Origin of the sequence: Mordavella massiliensis (genome assembly GCF_016902415.1) — a bacterium.
GTDB lineage: Bacteria > Bacillota > Clostridia > Lachnospirales > Lachnospiraceae > Merdimonas > Merdimonas faecigallinarum.
The window spans coordinates 25262-40681 of the sequence record NZ_JACJLV010000005.1 but is presented as its reverse complement, the minus strand read 5'-3'; the positions used below and the strand labels follow the sequence as shown (position 1 = coordinate 40681).

General features: G+C 49.3%; 14 protein-coding genes. All 14 read right to left on the bottom strand.

Annotated elements, in window-relative coordinates; genetic code table 11:
* Position 1: 1 nt before the first annotated feature.
* The 14 genes from mreC to H6A13_RS02420 all read right to left on the bottom strand — a co-directional run bounded on the left by mreC (position 2) and on the right by H6A13_RS02420 (position 15377).
* Positions 2-880 carry a rod shape-determining protein MreC gene (gene mreC / locus H6A13_RS02485; protein ID WP_204908045.1) on the bottom strand — a complete coding sequence of 293 codons (879 nt, stop codon included), beginning with the start codon at positions 878-880 and terminating at the stop codon, positions 2-4.
* 1 nt (position 881) lies between these two features.
* Positions 882-1904: a rod shape-determining protein gene (locus H6A13_RS02480; protein WP_204908044.1), complete on the bottom strand. Its 1023-nt coding sequence runs from the start codon at positions 1902-1904 to the stop codon at positions 882-884.
* Between the two features lie 3 nt (positions 1905-1907).
* The gene (gene radC / locus H6A13_RS02475) at positions 1908-2612 is read right to left on the bottom strand and encodes a RadC family protein (protein ID WP_204908043.1); all 705 of its coding nucleotides are present in this window, start codon (positions 2610-2612) and stop codon (positions 1908-1910) included.
* A 40-nt stretch (positions 2613-2652) separates the two neighbouring features.
* Positions 2653-2913 carry a DUF4321 domain-containing protein gene (locus H6A13_RS02470; protein WP_204908042.1) on the bottom strand — a complete coding sequence of 87 codons (261 nt, stop codon included), beginning with the start codon at positions 2911-2913 and terminating at the stop codon, positions 2653-2655.
* Between the two features lie 96 nt (positions 2914-3009).
* On the bottom strand, positions 3010-4683 hold the full coding sequence (locus tag H6A13_RS02465) for an NAD(P)/FAD-dependent oxidoreductase (RefSeq protein WP_204908041.1): 1674 nt from the start codon (positions 4681-4683) through the stop codon (positions 3010-3012).
* Between the two features lie 11 nt (positions 4684-4694).
* Positions 4695-5942, bottom strand: coding sequence for a BaiN/RdsA family NAD(P)/FAD-dependent oxidoreductase (locus H6A13_RS02460; RefSeq protein ID WP_204908040.1), 1248 nt, complete (start codon positions 5940-5942; stop codon positions 4695-4697).
* Positions 5943-5978: 36 nt separating this feature from the next.
* Complete coding sequence (locus H6A13_RS02455) at positions 5979-7268, bottom strand: methionine gamma-lyase family protein (RefSeq protein WP_204908039.1); 1290 nt, start codon at positions 7266-7268, stop codon at positions 5979-5981.
* A 41-nt stretch (positions 7269-7309) separates the two neighbouring features.
* Entirely contained in the window at positions 7310-7603 is a 294-nt protein-coding gene (locus tag H6A13_RS02450; protein WP_204908038.1) for a hypothetical protein, read from the bottom strand.
* Positions 7567-8547: a tRNA (adenosine(37)-N6)-dimethylallyltransferase MiaA gene (gene miaA / locus H6A13_RS02445; RefSeq protein WP_338042993.1), complete on the bottom strand. Its 981-nt coding sequence runs from the start codon at positions 8545-8547 to the stop codon at positions 7567-7569. Before miaA ends, H6A13_RS02450 begins: the two co-directional genes overlap by 37 nt.
* Positions 8548-8549: 2 nt before the next feature.
* Complete coding sequence (mutL, locus tag H6A13_RS02440; RefSeq protein ID WP_204908036.1) at positions 8550-10505, bottom strand: DNA mismatch repair endonuclease MutL; 1956 nt, start codon at positions 10503-10505, stop codon at positions 8550-8552.
* Positions 10506-10508: 3 nt separating this feature from the next.
* Positions 10509-13139: a DNA mismatch repair protein MutS gene (gene mutS / locus H6A13_RS02435; RefSeq protein WP_204908098.1), complete on the bottom strand. Its 2631-nt coding sequence runs from the start codon at positions 13137-13139 to the stop codon at positions 10509-10511.
* 92 nt (positions 13140-13231) lie between these two features.
* Positions 13232-13648, bottom strand: coding sequence for a putative ABC transporter permease (locus H6A13_RS02430; protein WP_204908035.1), 417 nt, complete (start codon positions 13646-13648; stop codon positions 13232-13234).
* 65 nt (positions 13649-13713) lie between these two features.
* The gene (gene miaB, locus H6A13_RS02425) at positions 13714-15156 is read right to left on the bottom strand and encodes a tRNA (N6-isopentenyl adenosine(37)-C2)-methylthiotransferase MiaB (RefSeq protein WP_204908034.1); all 1443 of its coding nucleotides are present in this window, start codon (positions 15154-15156) and stop codon (positions 13714-13716) included.
* A gap of 2 nt (positions 15157-15158) precedes the next feature.
* Entirely contained in the window at positions 15159-15377 is a 219-nt protein-coding gene (locus H6A13_RS02420) for a DUF896 domain-containing protein (protein WP_204908033.1), read from the bottom strand.
* Positions 15378-15420 lie beyond the last annotated feature (43 nt).

Sequence of the window (15420 nt, the reverse complement as noted above, 5' to 3'; positions counted from 1 at the left end):
GCTATTCTCCTTCGCCTGTGGATTCCTTTTCACTGACCAGATCCTGCTTGGTGTCTGTGATCACAAGGACTTCCTGCAGATTGCTGAAATCAACAGCCGGTGTAATATATCCCGAACGGGTAAGATTGTTGGAATCCACTTCAATCTCACTGATGTAGCCGATAAACAATCCCTGTACAAAACGGCTGCTCACATGGGAAGTGACCACCTGCTCTCCCACTTCGATCTCGTTATCATTATTGGGAAGATTTTCAAACCGGATCCTTCCGTCAGCAGCAAGCTGCAGGTCTCCGCGGACCATGCAGATGTCTGAAGTGGACAGGATCATGGCGCTGATATTGCTGGAATCGTCAATGATCGAACGGACTCTTGCATAATCAGGCCCCACTTCCGTAACGATCCCCGCAAGACCGCTTCCGGCAAGCACATTACAGTCTACTTTGATCCCGTCGTTGCTTCCCTTGTCTATGGTAAAATCATTGAACCAGTTGCTGCCGTTGTTGGCGATCACATGTGCGGCGGTTTTCTTATAATCCGCATAGTTTTCATCCAGCTGATAAAGTTCCCGCAGTCTCTCCAGTTCATACTGTTCCTGCCGCAGCCTTGTGTTATCAATGGACAGCTGATCGACTTTAGACTGTAGTTCTTCATTTTCCGCCCGTACTTCTTCCAGCGTATCCAGATTATCGGAAAGATCGCTTAAATATCTGCCGGCATAACTGATCCCTTTCTGCATGGGGATGATCGTATAATTTGCCACAAACCGCAACGGGCCTCCGCTGTCAGATACGCCTTCAATTCCCAGAAGTATGACGCAGATCACGGCAAGTATGACCAGCCAGTATTTACTTGGCATAGAGGTTTGATTTTTTACTTTCATATTATCGCATCCACCTGTAATTTTCTTCTATCATTGAATATGCCAGTTTCCGTAGTTCCGGTGACTCTATAATCTTTTTCAGACCGGTCACAGAACAGATATCCGGTTCCAGAGCCGTACGGCACCGGATCCCGATCATTTCTTCTATATAGGTTTCCAGACCTGCGGTATGGGCAACCCCGCCGGTAAGGAAAATACCGTTGTCTGCGATCGCTTTTCTGACTTCCGGCGGCGTGCGGTCGAGAAGAGACTGGATCGCGCGGATACATTCCAGCAGCGGATCCTTCATGGCTGTACGAACAAGATTGATGGATATGGGTTTCTGCATCGGAACTCTGGTGATCAGGTCACGGCCCGCCGCAGGGATCACTTCATCCACCTCACTGGTAAAGATACCAAAACTTTTCCGGAGATTCTCCGCTGTATGACGTCCGATCAGAAAGTCATGGCTGTGCCGGATCAGGTTGATCACTGCCTCATCAAAAGTTCTGCCTCCGGTTTTCAGAAGCCGGTTCAGCACCATTCCGCCGCCGGCCAGTACGGACAGTTCCGTCGTCTCACCGCCAAAGTTGGCGATGAAAAGGCCTTTGGTATTCTGTACGTCCAGATTCAGCCCTACCGCGTCCGCGATCGCGCGTTCCACGATATTGACCTCTTTTGCTTTTGCATTGGAATGGATGACCAGGTCAAAGAAAGCCTTTTTTTCCACTTCCGTTACGTCTGTCGGAACGGCGATCACGTATTCGGATCCCCGTACAAACTGACGGTCTTTTTTCAGCAGGTTCTGCAGAAGAAACTGCATGTCTGTAAAACGGGAAATGACGCCTTGCTTCATCGGGAAAACTACATCGAGGAACGGCGGCGTCTTTTCGTACATTTCATATGCCTCATCACCCACCGCAAAAATTTCCTTTTTATCCGTAAGCGCAAGGGCGTCTTTTTCTTTCCATATGGTATCTTTCTTTTTATCATAGACCTTGATCTCATAGGAACCGAGATCAAGACCGTATATATTTCTTGCCATTTGTCAGAATCCTTTCTGTAATATGCCCTCCTCCCGGAAACTGATATAACAATTATTGCCAATAATGATATGATCTAACAATTCAATTCCGATCAGCGCGCCTGCGTCCTGAATCCGTTTGGTTGTCAGCATATCTTCCCGGCTGGGAGTCGGATCACCGCTTGGGTGATTATGCATAAGTACAATGGACACTGCGTCTTTTTGCAGCGCCTCAATAAAAAGTTCTCTTGGTGTGATCAGCGAAGAATTGACCGTGCCTTTTGAAACATTGGTCTCGCCGATCAGTTTTGCTTTTGAATTCAACATCAAAAGCTTCATGACCTCCTGCTTTTCATGGCGCAGGTCTTCCATGTAGTACCGGGCAATCGTATCCGGACGGGAAAAGCACAGCGTATTGCTGTAAGAAGCTTTTGCAAGTCTTTTTGCAAGTTCAGATATACAGGATATCTGGATCGCTTTCACTCTTCCGATCCCTTTGATCTTTTTCAATCGTTCCATACTGAACTGATGGATCCCGAGGATCCCGGTCTCTCCTGCATTATAAAGGATGCGTCTTGCAAGAGAAACGGCATTTTCTCCTCTGGTGCCTGTCCGGAGCAAAACGGCGAGAAGCTCTACGTCTGTCAGCCTGCCTGCGCCCAGCCTTTCACACTTTTCGTACGGACGCTCTGCTTCGGGTATTTCTTTCATGGTATTTGACTGATTCATTTTCTCTTTGGATTCGTGCGATATTCCAGACCATGCTGTATTATAAGAAACGGTAGATGAAAATGGAAAGAATCACGCCAATAATACTTGCAATGGTTATTTTTATCGTAAGACCAAAGGTAACGACCAGAACACCGAGGTTCAACACGATCGGCTCGTCCAGTCCAAAAGACTGGCCGTAGGCCAGCCAGTCAAGAGCCGGCACTCCTTCTGCCAGCATCCCGATAAATCCCCCAAGTACAATTCCCGCCAGTAACAGCAGAAATAAAGCCCAGGCGTTTTTACTTCCTGTTCCCTTCATATGTACTCCTCCTCATTTTAAGCAGTCTAACTCAAAACTCAATACATTCTATCACATTTCAGAAAATGTGTATAGGGCATTCCCATTAAAAAAATCTTAAACTTCGCAGGAGACTTCGCAGTCTTTGTCGAACGGACGGTAAGTCTGACTGATCATGCGGGCAACTTTCAGACCGTCCATAGCGGCGGATGTGATGCCGCCGGCATATCCTGCGCCCTCTCCGCAGGGATATACTCCTTTGACGTTTGCCTCCAGACAGTCTTTATCCCTGAGAATCCGCACGGGAGACGAAGTCCTGCTCTCTACTCCGGACATAACCGCATCTTTTCTTGCATATCCGGGAATCTTTCTGTCAAAGGCAAGGATGCCTTCTTTCAGAGATTCTGCGATCTCTTCCGGGAAGATATCCCGAAGATTGCTCCAGGTATAAGAGCCTTTGATCTGGGGTGCAAACGCGCCCGGACCTTCGGAACACCGGTTTTCACAGAAATCCTCAAAAAGCTGAACCGGTATCTTTCCTTTTCCTGCACGGTAAGCGGCTTTTTCCAGTTCCCGCTGAAATTCCACACCGGAAAGAGGCCCGCTTCCGGGGTAATCTTCCGGACGCACGGTGACAATGACAGCACTGTTGGCATTTTCGCCGTCCCGGCCGCTGTAGCTCATGCCGTTGACAGCCAGATATCCGGGTTCTGAAGATGCGTTTACCACGTACCCGCCCGGGCACATGCAGAAGGTATAGACGCCTCTTCCATTTGGAAGATTTGCCGTAAGCTTGTAGGCAGCGGATGGAAGGCCTCTGGAAGCTCTGCTTTCCGGAGTGCCGCCGTACTGTCTTTCATCGATCATCTGCTGGGGATGCTCCACCCGCACGCCGACTGCGAATGCTTTGGGCTCCATGGAAAACTGATTTTCTGCAAGCATGGCAAAGGTATCTCTTGCGCTGTGGCCAATGGCAAGGACCAGAAGATCGGCCGGGATCTTCTCTTCCGCCTGTGGATCCGCTGTGCTTTCTACCAAGACAGCTTTCAGACGCGGACTTCCGTCAGCCTGGTCAGCCAGATCGATCCCGGTCATCCTGGAATGAAAATGAAATTCTCCGCCCATCTCGATGATCGCATTTCGCATGGAGCGGACGATCTGGATCAGTTTGTCCGTACCTATATGTGGTTTGCTGTCATACAGGATCTCTTCCGGCGCGCCGTACTGGACGAAAAGACGAAAGACCTCGCGTCCTCTTCCATCCGGATCATGGACCAGTGTATTCAGTTTACCGTCGGAAAAAGTGCCGGCTCCGCCTTCTCCAAACTGTACGTTGGATTCCGGATCCAGGCGTCCTGTTTTCCAGAAAGTTTCTACATCCTTCCTGCGCTCCTCCACAGACGCGCCTCTTTCCAGAAGGATCGGGCGGTATCCCATTTTAGCCAGTGCATATCCGCAGAACAGGCCGGCAGGGCCGGTTCCTGCGATCACCGGGCGGTAAGAAAGGTTCCTGGTGCCGCTGACCTGATAGGAATAAGGGGGTACGGGCGGATGAAACTGTATGGAGCGGTTCTGCTTCCATCGCTTTTTCAGGGAACTTTCGTCCTTTACTTCGATCTCCAGAGTGTAAACATAAGAAAGATCCGGCTTTCGTCTCGCATCCAGAGATCTTCTGGATATCTGCATCGAAAGAAGCTGGTTTCTGGAAATGCGAAGGATCTTACAGACCTTTTTCTCAATCTCCGCTTTTGTGTGTGGAATTTTCAACTTAACCTGCTGTAATTGAATCATAGTTTTTTCCTTTATTTTCTACTGCCTGCGCTGGAGCGTCCGGCGATCCGGCCTGTCGCCACAGCACAGTGAATATTATAACCGCCGCAGATCCCGTCGATATCCAGAAGTTCCCCGGCCAGATAGAGGCCTTTTTGCAGACGGGACTCCATGGTATCCGGATCAATTTCGTCTAAAGAAACGCCTCCCGCACAAACCTGGGCGTTTTCAAAGCCATTTGTACCTTCAATGGAAAGCGTGATCTGTTTACAGGCCAAAGCCAGTCTGGCTGCAAAAGCGTAGTCCATATCAGGAACACGCATCTGCCCGGAAAGTTTTGCAATCTTCAGGACAGGAACGATCAGTTTATCCGGGAAAAAACCAAGAAGAAGATCTTCCAGGCATTGACAGGCAGCGTTCTTTTCCTGGATCCGCTTAAGAAAATACCGGGCCAGTTCCTGTTCCGTCATTTCCGGAACCAGGTCAAGTTCTGCGGTCACTTCTTTTTTCTCTGAAAGTCCCCGGGATGCATAACGGCTCACCTGAAAGACCGGAATGCCGGAGATCCCGTAAGCAGTGATCTGAAGCTCGCCGGTATCTTCCTGTTCCGGATGGCCGTTCAGGAGAATGGTAATCTTTGCGTCCGTCCGTACCCCTGCGGCTTTTGCCAGGGGGTGATTCCGTACCTTTAGCTGAACCAGGGCCGGGACAACCGGGATGATCCGGTGGCCAAAGGACCTTGCAAGAGCGTAACCGCTTCCGTCAGAACCCTGGACGGGCGCAGCTTTTCCCCCACAGGCAAGGATTACCCTATCTGCCTGGCCAGAAGAAGTCCTTCCCTCCTCCTGAAACCGGATGGTGAAACCGGATCCTTCCGGAAGGAGCTCTGTTACCCGTGCCGGAAACCTGCGCTGTATCCCCAGTTCTTTGATCCGGCGGACCAGTACCTTACGTACCGAAGAAGCCTGAAAAGACCGGGGATAAACGTATCCCTGCTTTTCTTTAAGAGGAAGTCCGAGTCCCTCAAAAAAAGATCCGGTATCGTTCCATACAGGAAGGGTAAACAGATGCGCTACAAAAGACGGCCTGTCACTTCTGTAACAGTCCTCTTTCATAAAACGGTTTGTCAGATTGCAATGTCCGTTCCCGGTAACCAGGATTTTCTTTCCCAGTTCTGGTTTTTGCTCGAAAATGGTAATATTTGCGGAAGGATTTTCTCCGGCTGCGGCAATGGCTGCCGACAGTCCGGAGACCCCGCCTCCGATGATTGCAATATGCATCGTGGTTTTCTCCTTTTTCACATCCTGTACTGTCTGTTACGATAAGGAAACGATCTCTTCCCGGACCAGATATTCCAGCGACATCAGGATCCCCAGTTTTGCATGGGGCCAGGTAAGTCCTCCCTGGAAATAAACGGCATAGGGAGGTTTGATGGGGCCGTCGGCGGACAGTTCGATCGAAGAGCCCTGGACAAAGGCTCCCGCCGCCATGATCACATCACTGTCGTATCCGGGCATCGCCCACGGTTCTGGCGTGACATAGGAATCTACCGGGGCAGCAGCCTGGATCCCCCGGCAGAAAGCGATCACGCCCTCCGGTTTCCCAAAGGTAACTGCCTGGATAATATCATGCCGGTCTTCTGTTCCGTCGGGGATCACAGGAAACGACAGGCGTTCATAAATATTCGCGGCAAAAATGGCTCCTTTCAGAGCGCTTGCGGTCACGGTTGGAGCCAGGAACAGTCCCTGGTAGAAAGACTGCATGATCCCCAGAGAAGCGCCGACTTCTTTTCCCAGTCCAGGAGAAGTCAGCCGGTAGCTGCAATTCTCGATCAGATCTTTGCGTCCGGCAATATATCCGCCGATCGGAGCAAGCCCGCCGCCTGGATTTTTGATCAGAGAACCCACTACCATGTCCGCTCCGACATCACTGGGTTCGATTGTCTCTACAAATTCTCCGTAGCAGTTATCCACCATAACGATCACTTCCGGTTTGATCTCTTTTACAAAAGCGATCAGCTCGCCGATCTGCTTTACGGAAAAGCTTGGACGGGTCTGGTAGCCTTTGGATCTCTGGATGGTCACCAGCCTGGTTTTTTCATTGATCGCACGCCGGATCGCTTCATAATCAAATGATCCGTTTTCCAGCAGATCCACCTGGGAATAAGTAATCCCATACTCCGCCAGCGATCCTTTGGACGGGCGGATCCCGATCACTTCCTCCAGGGTGTCATACGGCTTTCCTGCCGGGGATAACAATTCGTCCCCGGGACGTAAGTTTGCGGCAAGCGCAAGGCTTAAGGCATGAGTCCCGCAGGTGATCTGCGGACGAACCAGCGCGTCCTCGGTATGAAAGATATCTGCATAAACCTTTTCCAGCGTATCTCTTCCCAGGTCGTCATATCCGTACCCGCTGGCAAACTGAAAGCAGGCGTCGCTGACCCTGTTCTTCTGCATGGCGTGGATAACCTTCAACTGATTATATTCTGCAATGGCGTCAATGGCGTCAAAGCGTTCTTTCAATTCTTCGCAGACGGATTCCCCAAAAGTGACAACACTTCTGCGGATTCCCATCTGGCGGTATAATTCTTCTGTGATCAAAGACATAAATGGTTTCCTCTCTATCTTTTCTATCTGTTGTGCCTGGTTTACATCGCATTCATGATCTTGGTCCGAAGCGAAGCGCACCTTGCGTCAAATTCCGGATTTAAAGCCGGAATTTCTACGATCACATCCGCGGCTTCGCGGAATTTTTTCATATCGTATAAAAGAGATGCCCGGTTCAGTTCGTAAAGCGCTCTCTCCCCCTCTGTCCGGATCAGAGGCTTCAGGCGGAGAAGCTCCCGGTACGTTGCACTGGCATTGTGGCTGCAGGCATAGATTTCCAGCAGGGTATTCATTCTTTTTAAAAATCTGGATCCCCCGAATAATTTCTGAAACATGATACTCCCTCCAATTTCTCGATATGATCCAGCATAAAAGCCAGGATCTTCGTTTCATCATTCTGAAATGCTTCTTTTGTTACCCAGATCACATTTCTCTCCCTCTTAAACCATGTGATCTGTCTTTTTGCAAAATGTCTGGTGTCCCGTTTGATACGATAGACGGCTTCATTCAGACTGTATTCCCCGTTCAGATACGCCAGCACTTCCTTATATCCCAGTCCCTGCATGGATACCATATGGCTGTCGCACCCCATGTCTTTTAATTTCTGCACTTCGTTCACAAGGCCTTTTTCCATCATCAGATCCACCCGGCGGTCAATCTTTTCATAAAGCTTCCTGCGGTCTTCATTCAGGACAAAATAGGCGAAGGAATAAGGAGATGCTTTTTCCCGCTCCTTTTCATTGTGTAAAGACATCTGCTCCCCGGTCTGTTCATAATATTCCAGCGCGCGGACCACTCTTTTTACGTTATTGGGGTGGATCGCGCAGGCAGATTTGGGATCCACAGCTTCCAGCCTGCGGTGCAGGGCAAGGGGCCCGTGTTCTTTGACGTACTGCTCCAGCTCTTTCCGGCAGGATCCGCCTGTCTCTTCTTCTGTAAAATCAATATCATACAGCACGGCCTGGATATAGAATCCTGTTCCTCCGGTGAGGATAGGGATATGTCCTCTTTCGTAAATTCCTTCCATGGAAGCTTTTGCCATCTGCTGAAATTTCTGTACATGAAATTCTTCTCTGGGGTCCAGTACATCGATCAGATGATGGGGAACCCCTTCCATTTCTTCTTTACGGATCTTGGCCGATCCAATGTCCATATACCGGTAGACCTGCATGGAATCCGCGGAAATGATCTCTCCGCCGACTGCTTTCGCAAGGTTGATCGACAGTCTGGTCTTTCCCACTGCCGTAGGCCCGGTCAGAACCACTAATGGTTGTTTCATCATTATACAATCCTCTTGAATTTCTTTTCCAGTTCCCGTCTGCTCATGGCAATGATCGTAGGTCTTCCATGGGGACAGTGATAAGGATTGTCCAGTGTCAGAAGTTCTCCGATCAAAGCGTCCGCTTCTGCGGCTGAAAGTTTCATTTTCCCTTTGACCGCCGCTTTACAGGACATGGAAGCCACCTTTTCATCAATCAGTTCCGGAGAAAGCTTCCGGCTTACCTCATCGGACAGACTGTCGATCATCTGCAGGAGCAGGTCTTTTTTCGCCAGACTGAAAAGATTGTCCGGGACAGCGCGTACCGCAAAAGAATCCTGTCCGAATTCTTCGATCTCAAAGCCGATCCGCAGGAAACGGTCCATGTATTCTCTAAGAAGCGCCGCCTCCTGCATGCCAAGATCCAGGATCACCGGCGGACTGATCATCTGAGACGTATATTCTCTGGTTTTCATGCTTTTCAGCGTGCGTTCGTATAACACTCTTTCATGGGCCGCGTGCTGATCTATGATATATAGATTATCCTGAAATTCTACCAGCCAGTAGGTGTCAAACACCTGTCCGATCAAATGATATTCTGCGCGGATCTCCCGGTCCAGGAATTTTTCTTCAAAGAGATCCATCTGCCGGGGTGGTTCCTGTTCTCCTGTCTTATTTTCCATCTTTTTTTCCGCTTTTTCTCCAACTGAGGACAGGTTCGCGTAAACTGCAGCTTCCCGGATGCGGTCCGCCTGTTGTAAGGGACGGAAGATCTGATCTTTTGCCGCCACTTCGGCTGACGACTCCCGGTTGTGATAGGCGGCCACCCGTTCCTTCATTTTCTGCATGAAGTAGTCCAGGTTCCGCTCCTCTTTTGCAGGAGCCTGCGGTGGTTTTGTCTCTTTCTTTGGCATTGGCGCTGGCGCGGGAGATGGTACATCGGCTCTGGGGATTTCCTTTGGCTCCTCCAGTTTAACCTGGGGGATCAGTTCTTCCTTTCGAAGCCCGCGGTCCACAGCCTCATAAACAGCATTATAGACGGCCTGCTGGTTCTGGAAACGGATCTCCAGCTTCGCAGGATGCACATTGACGTCAACCTCCTCGCCCGGCATCGTGATCTGCAGCGCAACAAAAGGATATTTGTGCTGCATGGTAAAATCCTTATAAGCATCCTCAATGGCTTTGGATACGATCTGATTTTTTACATATCTGCCATTGATGAAATAATTTTCAAAATTACGGTTTCCTCTGGATATTACAGGTTTTCCAAGAAAACCAGATATCTTCACATCTCCTGCCTCTGTCTGGATCTCGATCAGGTTCATGGCGATCTCACGACCGTAAATGTGATAGATCACATCTTTTAAGCTGCCGTTCCCGGAGGTATGGATCCTGGACTGGCCGTTATTGATAAATTGAAACGATATTTCCGGATGCGACAGCGCCATACGGGTCATCAATTCGCTGACATGGCTGGCTTCTGTCATAGGCGTTTTTAAAAATTTACGCCGGGCCGGTGTGTTATAAAATAACTGCCGGATCACAAAGGTTGTTCCGTCTTTTGCGCCGGTTTCCTCCAGCCCTTCTTCTTTCCCGCCAGCGATGCGGTATCGTGTTCCAAAGGTCTCTTCTGCTGTTTTTGTGATCAGTTCTACCTGGGAGACCGCGGCGATACTGGAGAGAGCCTCTCCACGGAATCCAAGGGAATGGATATGTATCAGATCATCCACGGTACGGATCTTGCTGGTGGAATGACGGAGAAATGCGGACGGAACTTCTTCTCTTTCTATCCCGCATCCATTGTCCGCGATCCGGATATAAGAGATCCCGCCCTCTTCAATCTCCACGGTTATGGCGGTGGCGCCTGCGTCTATGGCGTTTTCCGCCAGTTCTTTTACAATAGAGGCCGGCCGCTCTACAACTTCACCGGCCGCGATCTTATCAATGGTGACAGGATCCAGTACTTGTATTTTACTCATAATTTACCACCTGTTTTTTAATTTGTTCTGCAGCTGATACAGTGTGTTTAACGCATCGATCGGCGTCAGGTTGGCAAGATCCAGATCCTCGATCTCCTGGATCACATCGTCATCCTTGACGGTATCAAAAAGAGACATCTGGGCAAGGTCTACTTCGTCGTAATGTTTTGCCTTGATCTTTGGCTTCTCGCCGCCCTGAACGGCAATATCCTTGATCCGTGTCGTGATATCCGCCTGCACCAGTTCTTCCACGATCTCTTTTGCGCGGCTGGTCACAGATTCCGGAACGCCGGCAAGTCTTGCCACCTGTATTCCATAACTTTTATCAGCTCCGCCTTTTACAATTTTCCGAAGGAAGATAATGTCGTCCCCTTTTTCTTTGACGGCAATGCAGTAATTATTTACATTGCTGATCTTGCCCTCCAGCTCTGTCAGTTCATGATAGTGGGTGGCAAACAGAGTCTTTGCTCCCAGAAGTTTACTGTTGCTGATATGTTCGATCACCGCCCAGGCGATACTTAATCCGTCAAAGGTACTGGTCCCCCGTCCGATCTCGTCCAGGATCAGAAGGCTCTTGCTGGTAGCATTGCGCAGGATATTTGCCACTTCTGTCATCTCTACCATAAATGTACTCTGGCCGCTTGCCAGATCATCAGAAGCCCCCACGCGGGTAAAGATCCGGTCCACCAGTCCGATGTTTGCGCTGGATGCCGGAACAAAAGAACCGATCTGGGCCATCAGGACGATCAGTGCGGTCTGCCGCATATATGTAGATTTTCCCGCCATGTTCGGGCCGGTGATCACGGAGATCCGGTTTTTCTTATCGTCCAGATAGGTGTCATTGGCAATAAACATTTCCGAGGGGATCATCTTTTCCACCACCGGATGCCTGCCGTCCCGGATGTCGATCGTACCCTTTTCGTTGATCTTTGGCCTTACGTACTGATTGCGTTCTGCCGTAAGCGCAAGAGAAGCAAAGGCATCGATCTGAGCGACGGCCTTGGCCGTTTTCTGGATCCTCAGAACTTCAGCGGCGATCGCATCCCGGACTTCGCTGTATAATTCGTATTCCAGGGCATAAAGCTTATCCTCCGCCCCAAGGATGGTGTCTTCCAGTTCCTTTAATTCCGGTATGATATAACGTTCCGCATTTGCAAGCGTCTGCTTGCGTGTATAGTAATCCGGCACCAGATTCTTAAAGGAATTGGTAACCTCCAGATAATATCCGAACACTTTGTTGTAACGGATCCTTAAGTTTTTGATCCCTGTTTTTTCCCGTTCCTGCTCTTCCAGCCTTGCCAGCCATTCTTTTCCTTTGGATTTGGCGGTCCGGAGACGGTCTACTTCCTCGTGATAACCATCCTTGATAATGCCGCCCTCTTTCATCGCGATCGGCGGATCGTCTACAATGGCCTTCTGGATCAGCGCGCACAGATCCTCCAGAGGATCCAGCTCCTGGTACAGCTCTTTTAACAGGGTGGAAGACATATCCTGAAGGATGCACCGGATGTGCGGCAGCATGGAAAGAGAACGCTCAAAAGCGATCAGGTCTCTGGGATTGGCAGACTGATACGTGATTTTGCACATCAGCCGTTCCAGATCATAGACCGAGGAAAGATATTCCCGGATCTCTTCTCTGGAAATGGCCTGATCCTTTAACTCAGCTACTGCATCCAGCCGTTCTTCAATATCTTTTTTCCGGATCAGCGGCTGTTCGATGTATTTCCTTAAGGTACGGGCTCCCATCGCGGTTTTCGTCTTGTCCAGGACCCAGAGAAGCGATCCCCTTTTCTGCTTTTCCCGGAGAGTCTCGCAAAGCTCCAGATTTCTGCGTGTGGAACTGTCCAGCAGCATATATTTTCCGCTGGCGTATACCGTAAGCCCGGTGATATGGGACAGATCCTGTTTCTGCGTCTCCAGAAGATATTTCAGAAGTGCTCCCGCCGCGATCACGCCGCAGTCATAATCTGCAAGCCCCAGGCCTTCCAGTGCTCCCACATGGAAATGATCTTTCAGCGTACGCGCGCAGATCTCATCATCAAAATACCAGGCGTCCAGCGTATAGATGGTGATCCCCAGCTTTTCTTTCAGAAGATCCAGATCCATCCCACTCATATAAAAAGCCTCATTGCATATCAGCTCTGAGGGCATGTACCGGTAAATTTCATCAAATAATTTTTCACTGTCATCGATCTCGCTGACAAAATAATCGCCTGTTGTTACATCCGCCACGGACAGGCCGTACCGGTCTGCAATGTAAACGATACACATAATATACTGATTCCTGGATTCATCCAGCGCCTGTGTGTCCAGGTTCGTTCCCGGTGTGACGATCCTGACCACGTCTCTTTTTACCAGTCCCTTCGCTGTGGCAGGATCCTCCATCTGCTCACAAATCGCCACCTTGTATCCTTTGGATACCAGCCGGTTCAGGTAACCGTCCACTGCATGATAGGGGACTCCGCACATGGGCGCTCTTTCTTCCAGACCGCAGTTTTTTCCAGTCAGCGTAATCTCCAGTTCTTTGGACGCAGTCAGCGCGTCGTCAAAAAACATTTCATAAAAATCGCCCAGTCTATAAAACAAGATGCAGTCAGGATACTCTTTTTTGGTTTCCATATACTGCCGCATCATCGGTGTAAGTTCAGCCACGTTTTTTCTCCTCTTCTGTCTGAATTTTTACATTTTATTATAGCATTTCTGTCAAGAATAAGAAAGAGATTTTGTCATAGAAAATGCAGGCGGGGACGGATATCCTGAAAAAGCCAGCAGGCCAGATATCCGCCGGCCAGGATCGCAAAAGCGCACAGCCCGGAAAAGATCACGGCAAACGGCAGGCAGATCTGTCCAAAAAGCTGCAGCGGCAGACCGGTGTAATCCCAGATGGCGAGTCCCATCCATTTATTCACAATGATCCCGGTTATGAATTCCAGTGATACGACAAATACCGTACACCTCAGGATCTGGATCCACAGCGGATCCTCCCACTTCAGGATCTGTCCCTGTATGGTACAGAACAAAAGGCTGATGCCTCCAAGCAGGAACATGGTCCAGTGGGAAAACCCACGGAATAGAAGTTCAAAACTGTAATAGAGACAGCCTCCCAGTCCCCATAAAAATGCATACTCGCTGATCTTTCTCATAAAAAACGCCCTCACTATCGTCATACAGTTCATAGTGTGAGCGTTTTTTACATAAAATATAAGTATTATCCGGCCAGTTCTCCCAGATAATAAAATCCTTTGCATTCTTTCAAATACACAGGAACCAGTTTCCCGATCAGCTCTTCCCCTCCCGGGAAATGTACCAGCAGATTGTTGCTCAGTCTTCCGGTGACCATGGAGGGATCATGCTCGCTGAGGGATTCTACCAGGGCCTCCTGAGTTGTCCCTTCGTGAACGGCACACACTTCCGAGGCAATGTCCTGCACTTCTTTTAACAGTCTCTGGAAGCGGTTCTTTACAACATCCTCCGGGACCTGATCTTCCATATTGGCAGCAGGGGTGCCGGTTCTGCGGGAATAGATAAACGTAAAGGCGCTGTCATACCTTACTTTTCTTACCAGATCCAGAGTTTCCTGGAAATCCTCCTCCGTCTCGCCGGGGAACCCTACGATGATGTCTGTGGTAAGAGAGATACCGGGAACCGCCTTCCGGATCTTCTCCGTCAGCTCAAGGTATTGTTCCTTTGTGTAGCGCCGGTTCATTTTCTGCAGGATCCGGCTGCTTCCGGACTGGACCGGCAGATGAAGATGCCGGCAGATCTTTGTGGACCGGCTCATGACTTCGATCAGTTCATCGGAAAGATCTTTGGGATGGGAAGTCATAAAGCGGATTCTTTTGATCTTGTCAATTTTTTCGATCTCCGTAAGAAGTTCGGCAAAGGTAACTGGATGGTCCAGTGTCTTGCCGTAAGAATTTACATTCTGTCCAAGCAGCATGATCTCTACAACACCATCGTCGGCAAGCCGCCGGATTTCTCTTAAGATCGCCTGTGGTTCTCTGCTCCGCTCCCGTCCGCGTACATATGGGACAATACAGTAGCTGCAGAAATTGTTGCATCCGAACATAATATTGATTCCGGATTTAAAAGAATATTTTCTTTGATTCGGCAGATCTTCCACGATCGCATCGGTGCCTTCCCAGATATCGATCACCGGTTTTCCAGAAGAAAATCTCTGGACGATCAGTTCTGCAAACTTAAAAATATTATGCGTGCCAAATATAATATCTACAAAAGAATAGCTTTTCTTTAATTTTTCAATGACTTCCGGTTCCTGCATCATACAGCCGCACAGACCGATCATCATATACGGATTCTGTTTTTTGCGGGGTTTCAGCTGTCCGAGCCGTCCATACACGCGGGTATTGGCGTTTTCCCGCACAGTACAGGTATTGTAGATCACAAAATCCGCTGTTTCCTCCTCTGCTTCCAGATAGCCGATCTCCTTCAGGATCCCTCTGAGTTTTTCAGAATCTCTTGCATTCATCTGGCAGCCGAAAGTGGTCACGCAAAAAGTCAGAGGACGTCCGATCCTCTGTGAAAGTTCCTGTACGTATAGTCTTGCCTTTTCTATGTAATAATACTGGCGTCCGGTCTCGTCTTCCGGGATGTTGTCTGAAAGATTGATGTCCAGATTTGTTGTATCCATACTTATTCCTCCCGGTTTCCAAACTTCTGTCCCAGATCCGTGATGCTTCCATCCACCTCCTGGATGGAGATCTGATTTAACTGGCTGCGGAGATTCCGCTTAAACGCATCGATATACTCCCTGCGGAGGATCTGCTGTTCTTTGCGCTCTGCCGCAGTCAGCCCTTCTGCTTTTGATTTGTGATATAATTCATTGATCCTTGCAATCTTTTGTTTGTCCATGTAATACTCCTCGTTTCTTTCGCTTTCCCTATCTTACACTATC